The sequence below is a fragment of the Acinetobacter sp. A3 genome (assembly GCF_012371415.1).
In the GTDB taxonomy this organism is placed as follows: Bacteria; Pseudomonadota; Gammaproteobacteria; order Pseudomonadales; family Moraxellaceae; genus Acinetobacter.
In genome coordinates this window covers 23,999-39,868 of sequence record NZ_JAAZQW010000013.1, presented here as the reverse complement: position 1 = coordinate 39,868, position 15,870 = coordinate 23,999, and the positions used below count along the sequence as shown (strand labels likewise).

The following is a 15,870-nucleotide window of genomic DNA, read 5'->3' as shown; positions in this document are numbered from 1 at the left end:
TAAAAAGGGATAGTGTCTTTATTTGTAGACACTATCCCTGCTTTCTTCACGCTTATATTAGGATTCTTTCATAAATCCTTTTTTGAATCACTACAAAGGAAATTCCTTCTCCTTGTAGTAGACTTGCGGAGCATGCTCCTCAGGGAGAGTTTTTTCTAAGCCCCCCCTCATCCTCTTGCGAAATGTATTCCTCATCCCAAAGGGAGAAGAACTTTCAATATCCATTTAAATATGAATATAGCGATCATTTCTTGATTTATGAAAGATATCTATTGAATTTGATATTGAATGAATATTTAAAAATTCGCTTCGAGCACTTTTGCCGAGACTTTGCCTTTCCATAAATCACGCAAAATAGGTAAATAGAATTTTTCACCGACTTCAACTAATTCTGCATCAATCAAGGCATGCGTTTCATGCATGAATAAATAATCCAGTTCCACTGTTTCTAGTTGTGGTTGCGCCTTGGCAAATGCTTTGCGTTTTTGTTGGGCTTGTTTGACTAACTGATCTGCGAAAGTTTTGCTCTTAAATTGACTAATTGCATTTAAACGCAATTCAATTACGCCCCAACCACTAAGCAACAATTTAAATAATGCAAGGTCTGCAGTGGTAGATTCCCAAGTCATTTCTTCTAGGTTTTCATTTTCAGGCAATACAGGAAGCATCAGTTCCATTACGCTTGGGAAAATCTTTTTAAAATTCAGAATAAATTTAACAGGATGCTCACCTGGATAATCTTGAAATTGCACATGTTGCTGAACATCAGTTAAATAAATATCGAACATTGAAAAAACCTTAAATAAGACACCGTTGTTTATCATTTTATCTTAAGTATGTGAAACAACAGCATACTTATAAAAGCATAAACAACAAGGGAGATGCATTTTAGCAACTATAGCATTTAATTCAATGTCGTATTTTTTGACAGCTCACAACAAAGTCTAAATTGAATAAGAAAACCGCCTCTTGGCGGCTTTCCTTTAAAGTATTGGGTATGCAAAATGAGTGATGATCATTCAGCAAGGTAAATTATTTCTGTTCCCTTAACGGATGATCTGGTTCAGCATTGGGCTTTTTCTGTGGCTCAGTGTTTTTATCAAGATCGTGCTTACCTTTATCTTCATTCGACTCTTGATGCGGATTTGACTCCTGCTGTGATGGATTGTTATTGCTCATGTGGTTAGTCCCTTATTTCTGTCTACGTTAAGAAATTAATAAAATGAATCGGGAGCAACATCAATAATGCTTATGTTACCCCTTACCAATCTGCAACAGAGCAACAAAATGATTATAAAAAAGTCTGTATTGACCTAATTTAAGCAAGGCACATACAGACTTTTTAAATACACTCAGCCCCGACTATTTAGCATTTGGCGCAATCATCTGCTCAGGACGCACCACCTCATCAAACTGTTCTGCCGTGACCAAATTCATTTCTACCGCAACTTGTTTTAAGGTTTTATTTTCCTTGTAGGCAGTTTTAGCGACCTTGGCTGCATTTTCATAACCAATCACAGGATTTAATGCTGTGACCAACATGAGTGAGTCATGTAAAAAATGATCTATTTTTTCACGATTGGCTTCAATTCCAATAGCACAATGTTCATTAAAGCTGTTACAAGCATCACCAAGTAATTGAATCGATTGCAACAAGTTATAAGCAATCACGGGCATGAACACATTCAATTCAAAATTACCCGATGCGCCTGCAACATTAATTGTGGTGTCATTACCCAAGACTTGTGCGACTACCATGGTCATGGCTTCACTCTGAGTTGGATTAACCTTGCCTGGCATAATACTTGAGCCAGGTTCATTTTCAGGAATACGCAACTCACCAAAACCACAACGTGGGCCACTGGCCAACCAGCGAATGTCATTGGCTATTTTATTTAAGCTCACCGCCAGTGTTTTTAATGCGCCAGATGCAAACACTGCAGCATCGCGCCCAGCCAAAGCTTCAAATTTATTGGGTGCAGTGATAAACGGCAAACCCGTAAGTTCAGCTAATTGTGCTGCTGCTTTTACTGCGTAATCTGGGTGAGCATTCAACCCCGTACCTACCGCAGTTCCACCAAGTGGTAATTCATATAATCCTGTTAAGGCCTGTTGTAAGCGCTTTAAGCCATGATCAAGCTGAGACACATAACCACTAAACTCCTGCCCTAAGGTTAAAGGTGTGGCATCTTGTAAATGTGTACGACCAATTTTGACAATATCTGAAAACGCTTCACTTTTGGCATGTAGTGTATGCCGTAAGGCTGTTACCGCAGGAATAAGAAGCTCATTCATTTGCAAGCTTGCAGCCACATGAATGGCTGTTGGAAACGAATCATTGGTCGATTGTGCGCGGTTAACATGATCATTTGGATGTACTGGCTTTTGTGCACCCAGTGGATTCCCCAGTTTTTGATTGGCAATATTGGCAATGACTTCATTGCAGTTCATATTGCTCTGTGTGCCTGAACCCGTTTGCCAAACCACCAATGGAAATTGGCTGTCCCACTGACCTGCAATTACTTCGTCTGCAGCCCCCACAATATACTGCGCCAACTCCTGAGGAATTTGTCCTAACTCTGCATTCGTGATTGCAGCGGCTTTTTTAACCAAGCCCATGGCTCGAATCATGGGACGTGGCAAACGCTCATGACCAATTTTAAAATTTTGTAAGCTGCGTTGGGTTTGTGCTCCCCACATCGCATCATTGGGAACTTCAACTTCACCCATAGTGTCATGTTCAATACGTGTTTGCATGTTCCGCCTCTTTCCCTAATGATTGTTAGATGATATTAATTTGATCTTACAAAAAGTCCGCCACCCAGTAAATGATAATTATTATCAATAATAGCTTTTGAGAATATTTGCTTTCACGATGCTAACGTATATGTGACCTATCTACCTCGTTCTAAATTCTCTCTAATGCTTCAAGGTATTTTGATAAAACCGCCATTCATCTTCCAGCATTTTTTCCAGACTACGTTTAGGTTGCCAGTTTAGATATTGCTCTGCCTTGTCCAAACTTGCCCCTAATTGATCCAGTTCAGGGTGCTCATAATGAATTGCAGGCATAGTATGGATTTCAGCCTCAGTGACTTGGGCAATTTGCGCCAACAACTGTTTAATTGAAATGACCTCGCCTGCAATATTAAATGCCTCACACGCATGCGTTTGCTGAAATAACCAGTGCAATGTCGCAATAACTGCTTCACAGGCATCTAATACATGCACAAAACTACGTTCTACCGTTTGATCGTCTGTATTGGCTTGTTGACGCAGTTCAATTGCTTCCCGCTGCTGTACCGCGACTTGCATCGCCAAAGGAATAATATTTTTGGGTAGTGGCGCAACAACTTCGCCCAATACTCCATGTTCAAATGCACCAGCAACATTACTCAAGCGCAAAATGGCAATATTCCATTCATTATCGGTTCTAAAGGTATCTCTAATGATTTCTTCAACCATTTGCTGTGATTTTACATAAGGGTTGGCATAGGCATAATTAAAAGGCTGAGTTTCTTCTAAATCCAGTCCTGATTTGCCATAGACTGCCAAACTCGACAAATGCACCAAACGTCGCACACCTGTACGCTGCATAGAGCGCAATAAACTCATAATGCAACTGACATTATCGTTATAATATTCCAGCGGCTTTAACACCGATTCTTCTAAAGATTTAAAGCCCGCACAATGCACCACTGCAGCAATTGAATATTGTTCAAAAACTTTGTTTAAAGCAGGCGTATTGCGTATATCCACTTTGGCAAAAGGCACATAACGCCCTGCAATATATTCAAGTCGCTCTAAAGTTTGCATGCTTGAATTAGATAAATTATCTACAATAATGACCTCTTGCCCTTGAGCCATCAGGCTTAATGCAATGTGTGAGCCTATAAAGCCTAAACCACCAGTCACTAAAATCATTTATACTACCTTTGTCTTTATGAAGTCCAAATGCGCTTAGGCACATTTCATTAGTGAATTTTGATGAGTACCTTATTACTAATAACCTCTGCACCAACCTCCATTCATGCGTGGCATGCACTGGGGCTTGCCCAAGCTTTACAACACAAAAATGAAGCATTTCGTGTGTTTTTCTATCAAGATGGCGTTGCTGTGGCGAACGAATTGCAATGGGTACCTGACGATCAACGCAACCTGAAAACTGAATGGCAAAAATTGGGCATTCGTTTACCAGTATGTGTCAGTGCTGCCCTAGCACGAGGAATCTGCGATGCAGAGAATGCCAAACGCCACCAACTCAGCCAACACAATTTAGCCAAAGGCTTTGAATTAGTAGGCTTGGGCGAATTGGCCGATGCTGTGCAAAGTACAGAACGCCTGATTCAATTCTAAGCAATCTGTTATTAACCATGTGTTGCATTTAAAAGGTAAATTGTGTGAAAACTGTACTCGTTATTTTACGTCAGGCCAATTTAAGCAGTCTGCAAGTTCATGAAAGCTTGTCGGCAACAATGGTTTTGGCCACTTTTGGCTGTGAAGTCAAAGTCTTACTGCAAGATGCTGCCTTGAGTTTGTTGCAATCTGACCTTGCCTTTGACTCGCTACAACACGCCTTTAAGCTTGCGTCCAACTTGGTCGATAGCTTTGAATTTTACGATCTGAGTCCTATTTTGATAGAAAGTAAGCATGCTCAATCGGCTTTTGTACAAAATACACCACATGAAATTGAGTTGGTTGAGCTGAATCGCGCATTGATTCAAAGTTTTGATCGGGTTTTATATTGGTAATTTGCCTTAACTTAAAATGAATCGAGCATCGCATGTCTGAAGCACAGTTATATTTAGTCCAGTCTAGTTTTTCGAGTACACCTGCAGTTTTGGAACAACTCCAAGCGCTCTATGCCCCACAAGATTCTGTAGTTTTAATGGGTGATGCAGTGCTGCATCAAACTCATGCTATATGTGCAGGTTTAGACAAAATTTATATGTTAGAGCATGATGCACAAATGCTGAATGGTCACTTGGCTGCCAATATACAAGTTTTAGATTATGTCGCTTTTGCAGACCTGTGTTTGGCACAGCAACGCTGTATCAGTTTAAAATAACTGTTTGTAATATTTTACCAAAGACCTAAAAAACGAAGATATAGAGTTTTCGCATTTATGAACCAAAACACGACTCTCGAACTAGACCAAGATGGACATTTGTTGGATTACACCATTTGGGATGAACATGTCGCACAACAACTGGCAAATAGTTTAGACCTTGAGTTAACTGCATGGCATTTTCAGGTACTGCAAGCGGTACGTCAGTTTTATCAGCAGTTTGGGCACTCGCCTGCGACTCGACCTTTAATTAAGTTTTTAATGAAAACGGTTGGCCCAGAAATTAACAATGCCGTTTTACAGGAAAAATTTAACACTGGTTTGGTTGCACGTCATTTGAGTCGCTTAGCGGGTATTCCCAAACCTGCCAACTGCTTATAGCATTTTTTATGATTGTTAAATCGAAATAATTGATCGCTTTTTGCCTTTAATGTTCTAGGCTTCTTGCGCATCTTTTAGGTTTTGCTGTGCCTGAATGGCATGATAATACACAGGCGTCAGAAATGGTTTTACCTGTTTGGCATGTAACGCTTCACCACATGCTGAACAGACTAGAATAGGCTCAAACTTTTGGGCACAGGTTTTATGAATATATTCCACAGGTTTGCCTAAGCCTTGATCCATCCATTTATCTGCCCATTTCACCATAGACAGCATTAAGGGATATAACTCTAAACCTTTTTCAGTCAGTTTATATTCAAAACGCTCTTGCCGCTCTACATAAGGGACTTTGACTAAAACGCCATGCTCCACCAAACGCTTTAGACGATCAGATAAAACATGCCGCGTAACCCCTAAATGCTGCTGAAAGTCATCAAAGCGACGCATTCCCATAAAGGCGTTACGTATGATTAGCAATGTCCAACGGTCACCAATAACCGATAAAGTACGTGCAATTGAACACGGTTGATCACCAATTTCATCCCACTTCATCTATAGCCGTCCGTTCTGACTCAATACTTTCAAATTAAAGGATTCTATAAATTTTGCAAAGCAACTTTTGTTCATATACAGATATAAATTTAAGTTTTACTTCACAATACAGCATAAATTAAACACATCATAAAAAAATCCCCAATTTAGGGGATTCAGCGTTATTTCAGCACTAAGCTTACTGATTGATCTATTCTACAACAGCAGATGCAGCTATAAAGCAATGCGAAATAAGACTTTTGGGCAGATTAATAAACCTTACTTCGCTTCTGCACAAAAAACCTGCTCGGTCATACCCGAGGCAGTCAAACTATTATGCTGTTGTTCCAAGTAACGATTGGCTACCATCAGCATGACACTGGCGGGATATAAATTTGGATTGCGCTCTGAAATATCTGCAATATTTTTATAGGCTTGGTAACGTGCACAAAATGCCTGTTTTTGCTCATTGGCAGTGGCTTGACTAGCAGGATCATCCAATACCTTTTTACTGTCATTCACCACTTGGGTGTATTGATTCAATAAGGCTTGATATTCTTGCTGAGACAAATGGCTGTGAGGCTGCTTTGCCTCACTCGCAAGCTTTGCTGTAGCTGTTTCCGCTGCCTGAAGACTAAAACTCAGACTGGAAAAGCTTAGCAATAGTGCAACACCAATTTTATTCAGTTGCATGATATGCCGTACGCTAAAATTAAGATGCATCGCCTTCTTTCCATACGTCTTCATAGTCTTCTGCATCTATCATAAAACGATAGCCTTCTTCCAAAGCCAAATATGGCAGTACATCGGGTAAAATGTCTTGTAACTCACGCACGGTCATGGTTTCAAAGTTGACATCATCTTCACCGAGTTCACCACCATAGATATACCAAGCTACTTGCTCATCACCTTCTGCCTTTTTACGCAAGCCAACTATCGGGTCTTTATTTAAAGTTTGTACAGCAACTGCTACCACGTCATCACCACTGACTTCGACATAAGTTGAACCAAATTCTTCACAAAGTAATTGCTGTTCTTCAATCAATGCTGCCAATGCAGTATTTTTTTGCTTTTGTTGTGGTTTAGGCATAGGGCTTTCCTGATCTGATACGCTGAAGTGAAGTCATAAATATTTATAAATAAACTTAGGATATTCTAGCGAGATTGCGCATAGAGAAAACTTTTATTTTAGGTTTTAGACATTGATTTGATCTGTTGAATGATTGTGCATTAGGCCCAAATCACCAACATTGCTGCTAGCATAACTAATCCCAACCCCCAATGGTCTGTTCGGGCGAGTTTTTCTTTAAAGAAATAGGCAGAAATTAGTAAGCTGAATAATATTTCAATTTGACCAAGTGTTTTGACAATTGCCACTGTTTGCATACTCATCGCACTAAACCAACCCAGTGACGCTAAAAAGCTACAGATACTGACTTTAAAGGTCAGCCCTACACGTTGCCACATCGCATATAAAGTGTGTCGTTTAAAAATGCCTAAATATGCCAATAAAATACAGCATTGAAAACCAATGACCCAAACCAATACCCATGCAGCGCGGTGGATAAAAGGCAGAAAATCAAGTTCTAAACTGGCTTCGCGTACTAAAAGTGATGTGACGGCAAAACTCAGTCCACTGCCAATTCCAATAGCCAAAGTAGTCAATGAAAAGTCGCTTCGCTGATTGCCTTTACTGAGTAAAAAAACTGCGATACCACCAATAGCAACACCTAACCAAGCCAGAGCACTTAAATGTTCCTGTAGGAAAATCACACCGACGATTGCGGCCAGTACCGCTTCACTTTTGGCAAGGCCAACACCGACTGCATAATTTTTCTGTTGGAAAAGTTTGACCATTAAAGCGGTTGCCAATATTTGGCAAATAGCAGCAATAACTATATATAGCCAAAACTTTGAACTGAACTGTAGCTCGACTTGCGCAGGTTGTTGCCATTGCAACAGATTTAAATAAAGCACAGCAAAAGGTAAAGCAAAAATAAAACGTGCGAGCGTAACGCCGTAGACATCAACCGTGGTGCTGAGTTGTTTTTGAAAAGCATTACGCCATGCCTGCATAAAAGCAGCCATTAAGGTAAATAGCACCCAACTAGAAATCATCATCTACCACTAACTTAGATCCGCAGCGCTATAATTTACGCCTATTCAGTTCATTTTGCGATGGCGAATTAACCTTGTAATAGCCGATTACAAGGATTAATTCTGATATTTTTTGAGCAATAAACAAAAAGACATTCATCAATCAATGAATGTCTTTAGCTTAGAATAGAAATAATGACTGAATTAAATGTTCAATACGCAGTCATTAAAAACACAGTCATTAAAACTTGTCGGCATTGACCACAACAGCCACCCCAATACAGAACAAGGCAACATATACGGTAAACCAAATAATCATGTGTTTAAAAGCTTTGTCTGAAATACTGCTATCGGCATATTTCTGCGGTTTGCGTGGTGAATTATCTTCTTGCATATCGACTCCGATCTGACCAGACAAGTGGAATATTTGTATTATCTAAAACTAATGCACACTGCTGTAGATACAAATAATTCATTTATAACTATAACAGTTAAGTGATCTACCAAGCCTATCTGTTATATAAATACTGATTTATTACATGATTTAATATTAAAATTAGAGCAAAATACACTTTAAGCAATAACACCTAGCATACGGAATGTTGCAATGTATAAATCAGAACAACTGGCTTTGAATATTCGGCAACTGATCGAAAATGGTGCATGGAAACCCCATAGTAAATTGCCTTCATTGCGAGAACAGTCGCACATGAGTGGCTATAGTTTAATGACGGTTTTAAATGCTTATCAGGAACTTGAAGCACAAGGGTTGGTGTATGCCAAGCAAAAGTCTGGCTTTTATGTCGCAGAACGTTTTAATTCTCAGCCAGTTCATACGGTCAGTAGCTTAAGTCTAAATTCCAACATTCAAATGAATTCTTTGGTATTTCGTTATTTGAAATCCATTCAGTCTGAAACCGTGTGTCCTTTAGGTTCTGCTTTTCCCAATGCAGAATTACTGTTTAATGCCAAATTAATGCAAATTTTGGCACAGCATGCCAAGCGAAAAAGTAGCTATTTTAGTCATGACCACATGCCACCTGGGCATAACGAATTAAGAAAGATTATTGCTAATCGGTACTGTTTACAAGGCATACCCACACATGCAGATGACATTGTCATTACATCAGGTGCTTTAGATGCTTTAAATTTGTCATTACAAGCCTTAACCAAACCAGGCGATTTTATTTTATTACAAGAAACAATTTTTTATGGTGCTTGGCAAGCTGCAGAGCGCTTAGGCTTACAGGTGATTACCATTCCTGAACATCCTGTTTCAGGTTTTGATATATCGTCCTTTGAACAAGCATTGAAGCAATATCCAATTAAAGTGTGCTGGCTCATGCTAAATAGTCATAACCCGATTGGCTTTAGTGTGCGTCATGAAATTAAACAGCGTATTGCTGAACTATTAGAAGAATATCAAGTCTATTTAATTGAAGATGATGTCTATCAAGAGCTGTATTACGGTGCGCAAAAACCTCTACCTATGAAATATTTTGATAAAACACAGCGTGTATTGCACTGCTCTTCTTTTTCTAAAACGCTCGGTGCTGCGGTACGCGTGGGCTGGGTCTATGCAGGGCAATTTTCCAATGCAATTCAACATTTGCAATTAATGAGTACAGTTTCAGCAAGTCCTTTACTACAAAATAGTTTGGTCGATTTTCTATCGCATCACCACTATGAAAAGCATGTACGTCTGTTACGTAGTCAGTTGGAAAAGCATAAAAAAGTGTTTTATCAACAACTGAAACAACGTTTAAATCCTGCATGCAAGATTCACTACTATTCTAGTGGTTATTTTTTATGGGTTGAGTTGCCCATAAATTTAGATGGTTACGCAGTTTATCAAGCCTTAATTCAACAACAGATTGGTATTGCACCAAGTCAGTTATTTCGTTCTGAGCACGTTAAACAAAACTTTATCCGTTTAAATTGCTCTTTTGCTTGGACAGCAGAAATTGAACATGCGGTTACTGTACTTGCAGAGGTGATTCAGCAACATATTACGGCACACGAACAACTAGAAATATAACGTGATCTATATGCCATATTTCGCAACAAAAAAAGAGCCGAGTTTTTCACTCAGCTCTTTTGAAAGTTTGTATTTAGTTCAAACTTAGAAGTTATAAATGGCAACTGCATTAATTCGGTTGTCTTCACCTGTTTTACTGCCATTAACAGCTTCTAAAGCAGTACGTTCACCATAGACATACTCTAGACCAAAGCTTAATGGTTTACGCGGGCTATAGAAAATATTTGCCCAGCCTTGCCATAACTCTTTGTTGGCACGAGTCGCATCAGATTGTGTTGAATCTTTTGGAAAAGAGTTTTTCAAAATATTAGTATAACTTTGATTTTCATCAAAACTCATATAACCATAGCCAAGTGTGCCGTGTATTTTATCGCTGAATTTTTGGGTAATACCCACCATAATTGAATCAAATTCACTTTGAATAAGATCACCATTTGCTTGAGCAACTACGCCTCTGTTTGTAAATGACACAAAGCTGCTATCACCTTTAACATGGTAATAATCTGCTTTTAAGGTTGTGCCAGGGACAACTTCATATTTTGCACCTACGCCCACACCCCATGCCATTTCTTCTTCAGAATTAATACGTTTTTCATGGCCCATAGCACGAACACTAACATTTAAATTATCTGCAAATTGATGATTTAAACGTGCTGTCAATGCAGGTAAACGCTGGCTAATTGTGGCATCTTTAGGGTCTTCAGCTGCTACCACCAAATTGGTTTGTGGACTAAATTTTGTAGTATGACGAACCTGAGGTGTACGTTTTACAGCACCACCTACAAATGCCAAAGCATCAATGGTTTCTGGCATATAGTCTGGAATGGCAAAGTTTGACCAAGTTTGACCAATTAACCAGTTGCCATAATTTAAGTAAGCATGACGAATACGTAAATTATCAAAATTTGAACCGCCCAAGAAGTCGACTTCAATTTTACCGTTTACGTCTTGATCACCCACAGGGCTTTTGAAATCCAAACCTAAACGTGTAGCAGAAAGCGTTGATCTTAAACGATCACTACTTCCATTATTACCTTCTAAGGCCACTGCATTAATGTGGTTATACGGCAAATCTCGGCTACTGCCCTCAACCTGATAAGACGCATCTAAACGCACATTACCATATAAGTTGAACTCAGCACCTTTGGCTGTTTTCAGAATTGGACTCGGGCTTGCTGAACTGCGTTGTACATTGGCAATTGCATTTGCTGTTTGCGTATTTTGTACTTTTTGCTGTTCTATCAGACCACGTAAAGCTTGAACTTCCTGTCTAAGTTGCTCAATTTCCGTTTGCTGTTGGGTCTGCGCCTGAGCTGCAACACTCATACCGCCCATAGTCAATGCAATCATGCTCATCATGAGCGTGCGCTGCATTGTTGGTCGAACCGTTGTAGATTGAAAATTTAAAGATTGGGTTAATGTTTTCGCGTTCATCCTAAACTCGCTTGTTATTGTGCCATCAAATTCTAGCAACAGATCACCATCGCTTACGATGGCGATCTATATCATTGATGACGAAAGATTAATTGAAAGGTATAGAAATTATTGGGTTGCTTTTTGTGCAATTGGATTGCTTTCTACCGCAGGCTCTGCAAGGGCTTTCGCATCTACTGAAGCTTTTAAATTCACCATGAAGATCGCTAAAGCAGCAATTACACCTGGAATCGCAATAGCAAAGAAGTTCATTTGGTGCGGTAAATTCATGGTCAATAATGCGCCAGTTAAGACTGGTCCAACGATCGCGCCGATACGACCAATACCTGATGCCCAGCCCATACCTGTAGAACGTACAGTAGATGGGTAATATTGTGCGACGAAAGTATAAAGCAAGATTTGTGAACCAATGGTTGCTGCACCAGCAACTGCAATTAAGGTGTACAACACAATTTGTGGACTGTTAAAGCCAAGCAGAATTAATGCTGCTGCGCCACAGATAAACATAATGGTGAGTACTTTTTTGATATGGAAGCGGTCAGCCAATGCACCACCACCAATTGCGCCAATCATGCCACCAATATTCAGTGCGAATAGGAAGATCATACTTGCGCCCAATGAATAACCTGCTTGGATCATCAATTTTGGTAACCAGCTGCCCAAAGCATAAACCATTAACAAGCACATGAAGAATGCGATCCAGAACATGAACGTACTGAACATACGGCCTTGCTGAAACAATGCTTTTACAGGTGCTTCATCGCCTTTAGTGACTTCATTTAATACAAACTCAGTGTCACCGTTTAATTGTTGGCTTGGCGAAATTTTTTGCACAATGCTGCGAGTTTGCTCAATTTCTTTCTTGTTGGTCAAATACATAAGTGACTCAGGCAAGAATTTCCAAATTAATGGTAAAGCCATCAATGGAATAATTGCGATGTAGAACATGATTTTCCAGCCAAACTCTGGCACTAACCATGCACCCAACAATGCTGAAGTCATACCGCCAATGGCATAACCACTAAACATCAGCGCAACCAAAGTACTACGAATACGCTTAGGCGCATATTCTGTCATAAGGGCCACAACGTTTGGCATTACCCCGCCAATACCAAGCCCAGCAAGGAAACGTAAAATACCAAATTCGACTGGATTGCTTGCAAACGCACCTAAGAATGTAAAGCCACTGAAAATAGCCACACAAATCATGATGGTTTTTTTACGCCCCAATTTGTCAGAAAGCGTACCGAAGGTCATGGCACCAAACATCATGCCAAATAATGCGGTACTGGCCAGTAAGCCAGCTTGAACTGCACTTAAAGCCCACTCTTGCATGAGCAGCGGCAATGCAACCCCATAAATGACTAAATCATAACCGTCAAAAATAATGATCATCAGACACCAAAACAATACGCCCCAATGGAATGGCGTGAACTTGGCATCATCAATCAAGGTATTGATATTAATTTTATTGCTTTGCATCTTGCTTCACCTCCTAATTGTGAAGTCCGTTACTCCAACTCAGATGCACACAATGAATAAGAAGTTAAAATTTGTCCAAAACTGAATAGGCATGGATGCATACCTAAAAAGTCTAAGAAAATATAAGGTATTGATATTTATAAAAATAAAATAGAAAGTGTATAAAAAATGCCGTCATCAGAAATAGTGAAAAAGTTTTTCTCTCTAATTCAGATGACGGCAAATACAAATAAAAAGCACAATAAATTAATGTGTGATTTAATTCTCAATCCATTGATTTAAATTAAATTTATTAGAATACACTACGGTCATAGGTCACAGCTTCCAAGTCATAAACTTGATAGATGCAGTCAAATAAAGAACGAATATCTTCACTTTCATCCATGTTACGAATAGCCATAAAGACTGGACTCACCGCCGCATCATCTAAAATAGGTATAAAATGCAAATGTGCTAAATGAATATTTTCAGCACTTTCAGGAACCAGACACACCCCTTCACCAGCCGCAACAAAGCCTAAAGCCAGTTGCAGTTCACGTACTTCACGAATTTTCCTTGGCTCTAGTCCATACTCAGAAAACACACCACGAATTTGCGTAGAGAAGTTAGGTTCATTGTGATTCGGATATAAAAATAGTTGCTGATCAACAACATCGGCCAAATACACCCCTTCTTTTTGCATCGCAAAAGGATGACTTGAATGCACCGCAACCATTAATCTTTCTTCACGCAACAGTATGCGTTTCACCGCAGGATCGGAAATACGCAAACGACCAAATCCGACATCTATACGTCCTTCTTTTAAGGCTTGAATCTGGTCATTGGTGGTCATTTCCACCATTTCTATCTTTAGATGCGGATGCTGCTGCTTAAACAAATATACAATTCTTGACAATAAACCGAACAATAAAGAACCAACAAAGCCAATAGTCACGGTACGATCAGCAATACCTACCCGTTTAGTCATCGACTTAATTTCTTCAGCATTAGACAAAAGTTTAACAGCATGCTGGTAAAAAAATTGGCCTGCTTCCGTGGTCTTAAGCGGTCTGCTACCGCGCTCAAATAGTTGAATTCCAAGTTCTTGTTCTAAATTTTGGATCTGTCTGCTCAAAGGTGGTTGAGCAATAAAGAGTTTTTCTGCTGCCTTGGTGAAACTTTGCTCTTCTACAACAGCAACAAAATAACGTAAATGTCTGAGTTCCATAGCTCAAAATACCTTTTAAGTATAAAAAAATGCAAATTTGATCTTCGACCAATGCAATTTATTCTTTTAAGGTATATCACATAACTGTAATAAAGCAATGATATGAAGGGCAAACCATGTATAAGTCAGTAGAAACTTTGCTGGTGGAAATACCAACCATCCGTCCACATAAGATGGCGGTTGCAACCATGCAAACCCAAACCCTGGTATTAGTCAAAATCACCACTGAAGATGGTTTTGTTGGCTGGGGTGAAGCGACCACAATTGGTGGCTTGGGCTATGGTGAAGAAAGCCCAGAAAGTGTGAAAACCAATATTGAAACATATTTCGCACCATTGCTAAAAACTTTAGCTGGCTTGAACGTTGCGCAAACTTTACAGGTCATTAAAAAGAATATCAATGGTAACCGTTTTGCGAAATGTGCCATTCAAACTGCTTTATTAGATATTCAAGCACAACGCTTAAACCAACCTTTAAGTGAAATTTTAGGTGGTCGTCTACGCAACTCTGTTCCTGTGTTATGGGTGCTTGCATCTGGCGATACAGAAAAAGACATTGCTGAAGCGCAAAAAATGATTGCGGCAAAACGCCACAACACTTTCAAACTCAAAATCGGTTCACGCCCTGTAGAGCAAGACGTTGAACACGTATTAGCCATTAAACAAGCTTTAGGTAAAGACGTTTCTATTCGTGTAGACGTTAACCGTGCTTGGTCAGAACTTGAAGCCATTAAAGGTATCCAACTTCTACAAGATGGTGGTGTAGACCTGATTGAACAGCCATGTGCAATTGACAACATTGATGCCATGGAGCGTTTAACTCGCAAATTTGATATTGCCATCATGGCAGACGAATCATTGATGGGCCCACAAAGTGCTTATCAATTAGCGAAACGCAATGCGGCATCTGTTTTTGCAGTAAAAGTTGCACAGTCTGCTGGTCTGATTGAAGGCTGTGAAGTGGCAACGATTGCACAGTTGGCAGGTATCGACCTATATGGCGGCACCATGCTTGAAGGCCCTGTAGGCACAATTGCATCTGCACACGTGTTCTCTACCTTCCAAAATTTAGCTTATGGCACTGAATTATTTGGCCCATTGCTGCTAACAGAAGAAATTTTAAAAACTCCGCTTCAGTACCAAGACTTTGAATTACACCTTCCAACAGGTGCAGGTCTAGGCATTGAACTGGATGAAGACAAAATTGACAACTTGCGTCGTCAGTAATTAGGAGAAACCCATGCTTTTCCACGTACGTATGGATGTAAACATTCCATTGGATATGCCAGCTGAAACAGCCAACGAAATCAAAGCCGTTGAAAAAGCCTATTCACAGGAATTACAGCATCAAGGCAAGTGGCGTCATATTTGGCGTATTACTGGCCAATATTCAAACATCAGTATTTTTGATGTAGAGAGCAACGAAGAACTGCACAACATTTTACAAGGTCTTCCACTCTACCCTTACATGAATATTGAAGTGATGGCATTGAACCGCCACCCATCTTCAATTCGTGAAGATGACACCTGATACAACACAAGTACTGGAATAAGTCATTTATTCCAGCACCAAAGAAATACACATATTTAACACCAAGTAAACAAGGAATGTGGCAGCTAAATATCTCTTTAT

The 15,870-nt window shown here is 39.6% G+C and carries 19 protein-coding genes; 7 read left to right on the top strand and 12 right to left on the bottom strand.

All coding sequences use genetic code 11. From position 1 onward, the window contains the following. Positions 1 to 296: 296 nt before the first annotated feature. From HHA42_RS06360 to HHA42_RS06345, 4 genes are all read right to left on the bottom strand, one after another. Positions 297 to 788 carry a hypothetical protein gene (locus tag HHA42_RS06360; protein ID WP_168418289.1) on the bottom strand — a complete coding sequence of 164 codons (492 nt, stop codon included), beginning with the start codon at positions 786 to 788 and terminating at the stop codon, positions 297 to 299. 244 nt (positions 789 to 1,032) lie between these two features. Continuing rightward, a complete protein-coding gene (locus HHA42_RS06355; RefSeq protein WP_168418288.1) occupies positions 1,033 to 1,179 on the bottom strand; it encodes a hypothetical protein in 147 nt (48 codons plus the stop codon). Positions 1,180 to 1,362: 183 nt separating this feature from the next. Further along, positions 1,363 to 2,757, bottom strand: coding sequence for a class II fumarate hydratase (gene fumC, locus HHA42_RS06350; protein ID WP_168525820.1), 1,395 nt, complete (start codon positions 2,755 to 2,757; stop codon positions 1,363 to 1,365). Between the two features lie 162 nt (positions 2,758 to 2,919). Continuing rightward, positions 2,920 to 3,924 carry an SDR family NAD(P)-dependent oxidoreductase gene (locus HHA42_RS06345; protein WP_168461119.1) on the bottom strand — a complete coding sequence of 335 codons (1,005 nt, stop codon included), beginning with the start codon at positions 3,922 to 3,924 and terminating at the stop codon, positions 2,920 to 2,922. A gap of 63 nt (positions 3,925 to 3,987) precedes the next feature. Here HHA42_RS06345 and tusD point away from each other — a divergent pair, with 63 nt between their 5' ends. From tusD to HHA42_RS06325, 4 genes are read left to right on the top strand one after another with little or no spacing between them, the layout of a single operon-like run. Continuing rightward, positions 3,988 to 4,356, top strand: coding sequence for a sulfurtransferase complex subunit TusD (gene tusD / locus HHA42_RS06340; RefSeq protein WP_168461121.1), 369 nt, complete (start codon positions 3,988 to 3,990; stop codon positions 4,354 to 4,356). 44 nt (positions 4,357 to 4,400) lie between these two features. Further along, complete coding sequence (locus HHA42_RS06335) at positions 4,401 to 4,751, top strand: hypothetical protein (RefSeq protein WP_168418284.1); 351 nt, start codon at positions 4,401 to 4,403, stop codon at positions 4,749 to 4,751. A gap of 32 nt (positions 4,752 to 4,783) precedes the next feature. Continuing rightward, on the top strand, positions 4,784 to 5,068 hold the full coding sequence (locus tag HHA42_RS06330; RefSeq protein WP_168418283.1) for a DsrH/TusB family sulfur metabolism protein: 285 nt from the start codon (positions 4,784 to 4,786) through the stop codon (positions 5,066 to 5,068). Positions 5,069 to 5,125: 57 nt separating this feature from the next. Next, complete coding sequence (locus tag HHA42_RS06325) at positions 5,126 to 5,449, top strand: TusE/DsrC/DsvC family sulfur relay protein (RefSeq protein ID WP_168418282.1); 324 nt, start codon at positions 5,126 to 5,128, stop codon at positions 5,447 to 5,449. A gap of 54 nt (positions 5,450 to 5,503) precedes the next feature. Here HHA42_RS06325 and HHA42_RS06320 read toward each other — a convergent pair whose 3' ends face one another. From HHA42_RS06320 to HHA42_RS06300, 5 genes are all read right to left on the bottom strand, one after another. Continuing rightward, entirely contained in the window at positions 5,504 to 6,001 is a 498-nt protein-coding gene (locus tag HHA42_RS06320; protein ID WP_168525818.1) for a helix-turn-helix domain-containing protein, read from the bottom strand. Positions 6,002 to 6,259: 258 nt separating this feature from the next. Further along, a complete protein-coding gene (locus tag HHA42_RS06315) occupies positions 6,260 to 6,703 on the bottom strand; it encodes a hypothetical protein (RefSeq protein ID WP_252726304.1) in 444 nt (147 codons plus the stop codon). Next, positions 6,693 to 7,070, bottom strand: a complete 378-nt coding sequence (locus HHA42_RS06310) for a hypothetical protein (protein WP_168418280.1) — start codon at positions 7,068 to 7,070, stop codon at positions 6,693 to 6,695. Before HHA42_RS06310 ends, HHA42_RS06315 begins: the two co-directional genes overlap by 11 nt. A 140-nt stretch (positions 7,071 to 7,210) precedes the next feature. After that, positions 7,211 to 8,098: a DMT family transporter gene (locus HHA42_RS06305; RefSeq protein WP_168525841.1), complete on the bottom strand. Its 888-nt coding sequence runs from the start codon at positions 8,096 to 8,098 to the stop codon at positions 7,211 to 7,213. 220 nt (positions 8,099 to 8,318) lie between these two features. Further along, positions 8,319 to 8,471: a hypothetical protein gene (locus HHA42_RS06300; RefSeq protein WP_168418279.1), complete on the bottom strand. Its 153-nt coding sequence runs from the start codon at positions 8,469 to 8,471 to the stop codon at positions 8,319 to 8,321. A 213-nt stretch (positions 8,472 to 8,684) separates the two neighbouring features. On the opposite strand from HHA42_RS06300, the gene HHA42_RS06295 reads away from it, so the two are divergent. Beyond that, positions 8,685 to 10,115, top strand: a complete 1,431-nt coding sequence (locus HHA42_RS06295) for a PLP-dependent aminotransferase family protein (RefSeq protein ID WP_168525816.1) — start codon at positions 8,685 to 8,687, stop codon at positions 10,113 to 10,115. A gap of 84 nt (positions 10,116 to 10,199) precedes the next feature. On the opposite strand, the gene HHA42_RS06290 is transcribed toward HHA42_RS06295, so the two are convergent. From HHA42_RS06290 to HHA42_RS06280, 3 genes are all read right to left on the bottom strand, one after another. Beyond that, positions 10,200 to 11,549 (bottom strand): DcaP family trimeric outer membrane transporter, encoded by a 1,350-nt coding sequence (locus tag HHA42_RS06290; protein WP_168525814.1) that lies wholly within the window; start codon positions 11,547 to 11,549, stop codon positions 10,200 to 10,202. 108 nt (positions 11,550 to 11,657) lie between these two features. Next, a complete protein-coding gene (locus HHA42_RS06285) occupies positions 11,658 to 13,031 on the bottom strand; it encodes an MFS transporter (RefSeq protein WP_168418276.1) in 1,374 nt (457 codons plus the stop codon). A gap of 292 nt (positions 13,032 to 13,323) precedes the next feature. After that, positions 13,324 to 14,238 carry a LysR family transcriptional regulator gene (locus HHA42_RS06280; protein ID WP_168525812.1) on the bottom strand — a complete coding sequence of 305 codons (915 nt, stop codon included), beginning with the start codon at positions 14,236 to 14,238 and terminating at the stop codon, positions 13,324 to 13,326. A 116-nt stretch (positions 14,239 to 14,354) separates the two neighbouring features. On the opposite strand from HHA42_RS06280, the gene HHA42_RS06275 reads away from it, so the two are divergent. Next, a complete protein-coding gene (locus HHA42_RS06275; protein WP_104851981.1) occupies positions 14,355 to 15,464 on the top strand; it encodes a muconate/chloromuconate family cycloisomerase in 1,110 nt (369 codons plus the stop codon). A gap of 13 nt (positions 15,465 to 15,477) precedes the next feature. Continuing rightward, positions 15,478 to 15,768: a muconolactone Delta-isomerase gene (gene catC / locus HHA42_RS06270; RefSeq protein WP_168418274.1), complete on the top strand. Its 291-nt coding sequence runs from the start codon at positions 15,478 to 15,480 to the stop codon at positions 15,766 to 15,768. Positions 15,769 to 15,870 lie beyond the last annotated feature (102 nt).

Excerpts from the sequence above, each read along its gene's own strand:
- HHA42_RS06290 (WP_168525814.1), bottom strand. The coding sequence starts at position 11,549 with ATGAACGCGAAAACATTAACCCAATCTTTAAATTTTCAATCTACAACG.
- HHA42_RS06285 (WP_168418276.1), bottom strand. The coding sequence starts at position 13,031 with ATGCAAAGCAATAAAATTAATATCAATACCTTGATTGATGATGCCAAG.
- tusD (WP_168461121.1), top strand. The coding sequence starts at position 3,988 with ATGAGTACCTTATTACTAATAACCTCTGCACCAACCTCCATTCATGCG.
- catC (WP_168418274.1), top strand. The coding sequence starts at position 15,478 with ATGCTTTTCCACGTACGTATGGATGTAAACATTCCATTGGATATGCCA.
- fumC (WP_168525820.1), bottom strand. The coding sequence starts at position 2,757 with ATGCAAACACGTATTGAACATGACACTATGGGTGAAGTTGAAGTTCCC.
- HHA42_RS06355 (WP_168418288.1), bottom strand. The coding sequence starts at position 1,179 with ATGAGCAATAACAATCCATCACAGCAGGAGTCAAATCCGCATCAAGAG.
- HHA42_RS06305 (WP_168525841.1), bottom strand. The coding sequence starts at position 8,098 with ATGATTTCTAGTTGGGTGCTATTTACCTTAATGGCTGCTTTTATGCAG.
- HHA42_RS06275 (WP_104851981.1), top strand. The coding sequence starts at position 14,355 with ATGTATAAGTCAGTAGAAACTTTGCTGGTGGAAATACCAACCATCCGT.
- HHA42_RS06345 (WP_168461119.1), bottom strand. The coding sequence starts at position 3,924 with ATGATTTTAGTGACTGGTGGTTTAGGCTTTATAGGCTCACACATTGCA.
- HHA42_RS06310 (WP_168418280.1), bottom strand. The coding sequence starts at position 7,070 with ATGCCTAAACCACAACAAAAGCAAAAAAATACTGCATTGGCAGCATTG.
- HHA42_RS06315 (WP_252726304.1), bottom strand. The coding sequence starts at position 6,703 with ATGCATCTTAATTTTAGCGTACGGCATATCATGCAACTGAATAAAATT.
- HHA42_RS06360 (WP_168418289.1), bottom strand. The coding sequence starts at position 788 with ATGTTCGATATTTATTTAACTGATGTTCAGCAACATGTGCAATTTCAA.
- HHA42_RS06320 (WP_168525818.1), bottom strand. The coding sequence starts at position 6,001 with ATGAAGTGGGATGAAATTGGTGATCAACCGTGTTCAATTGCACGTACT.
- HHA42_RS06300 (WP_168418279.1), bottom strand. The coding sequence starts at position 8,471 with ATGCAAGAAGATAATTCACCACGCAAACCGCAGAAATATGCCGATAGC.
- HHA42_RS06280 (WP_168525812.1), bottom strand. The coding sequence starts at position 14,238 with ATGGAACTCAGACATTTACGTTATTTTGTTGCTGTTGTAGAAGAGCAA.
- HHA42_RS06295 (WP_168525816.1), top strand. The coding sequence starts at position 8,685 with ATGTATAAATCAGAACAACTGGCTTTGAATATTCGGCAACTGATCGAA.
- HHA42_RS06330 (WP_168418283.1), top strand. The coding sequence starts at position 4,784 with ATGTCTGAAGCACAGTTATATTTAGTCCAGTCTAGTTTTTCGAGTACA.
- HHA42_RS06325 (WP_168418282.1), top strand. The coding sequence starts at position 5,126 with ATGAACCAAAACACGACTCTCGAACTAGACCAAGATGGACATTTGTTG.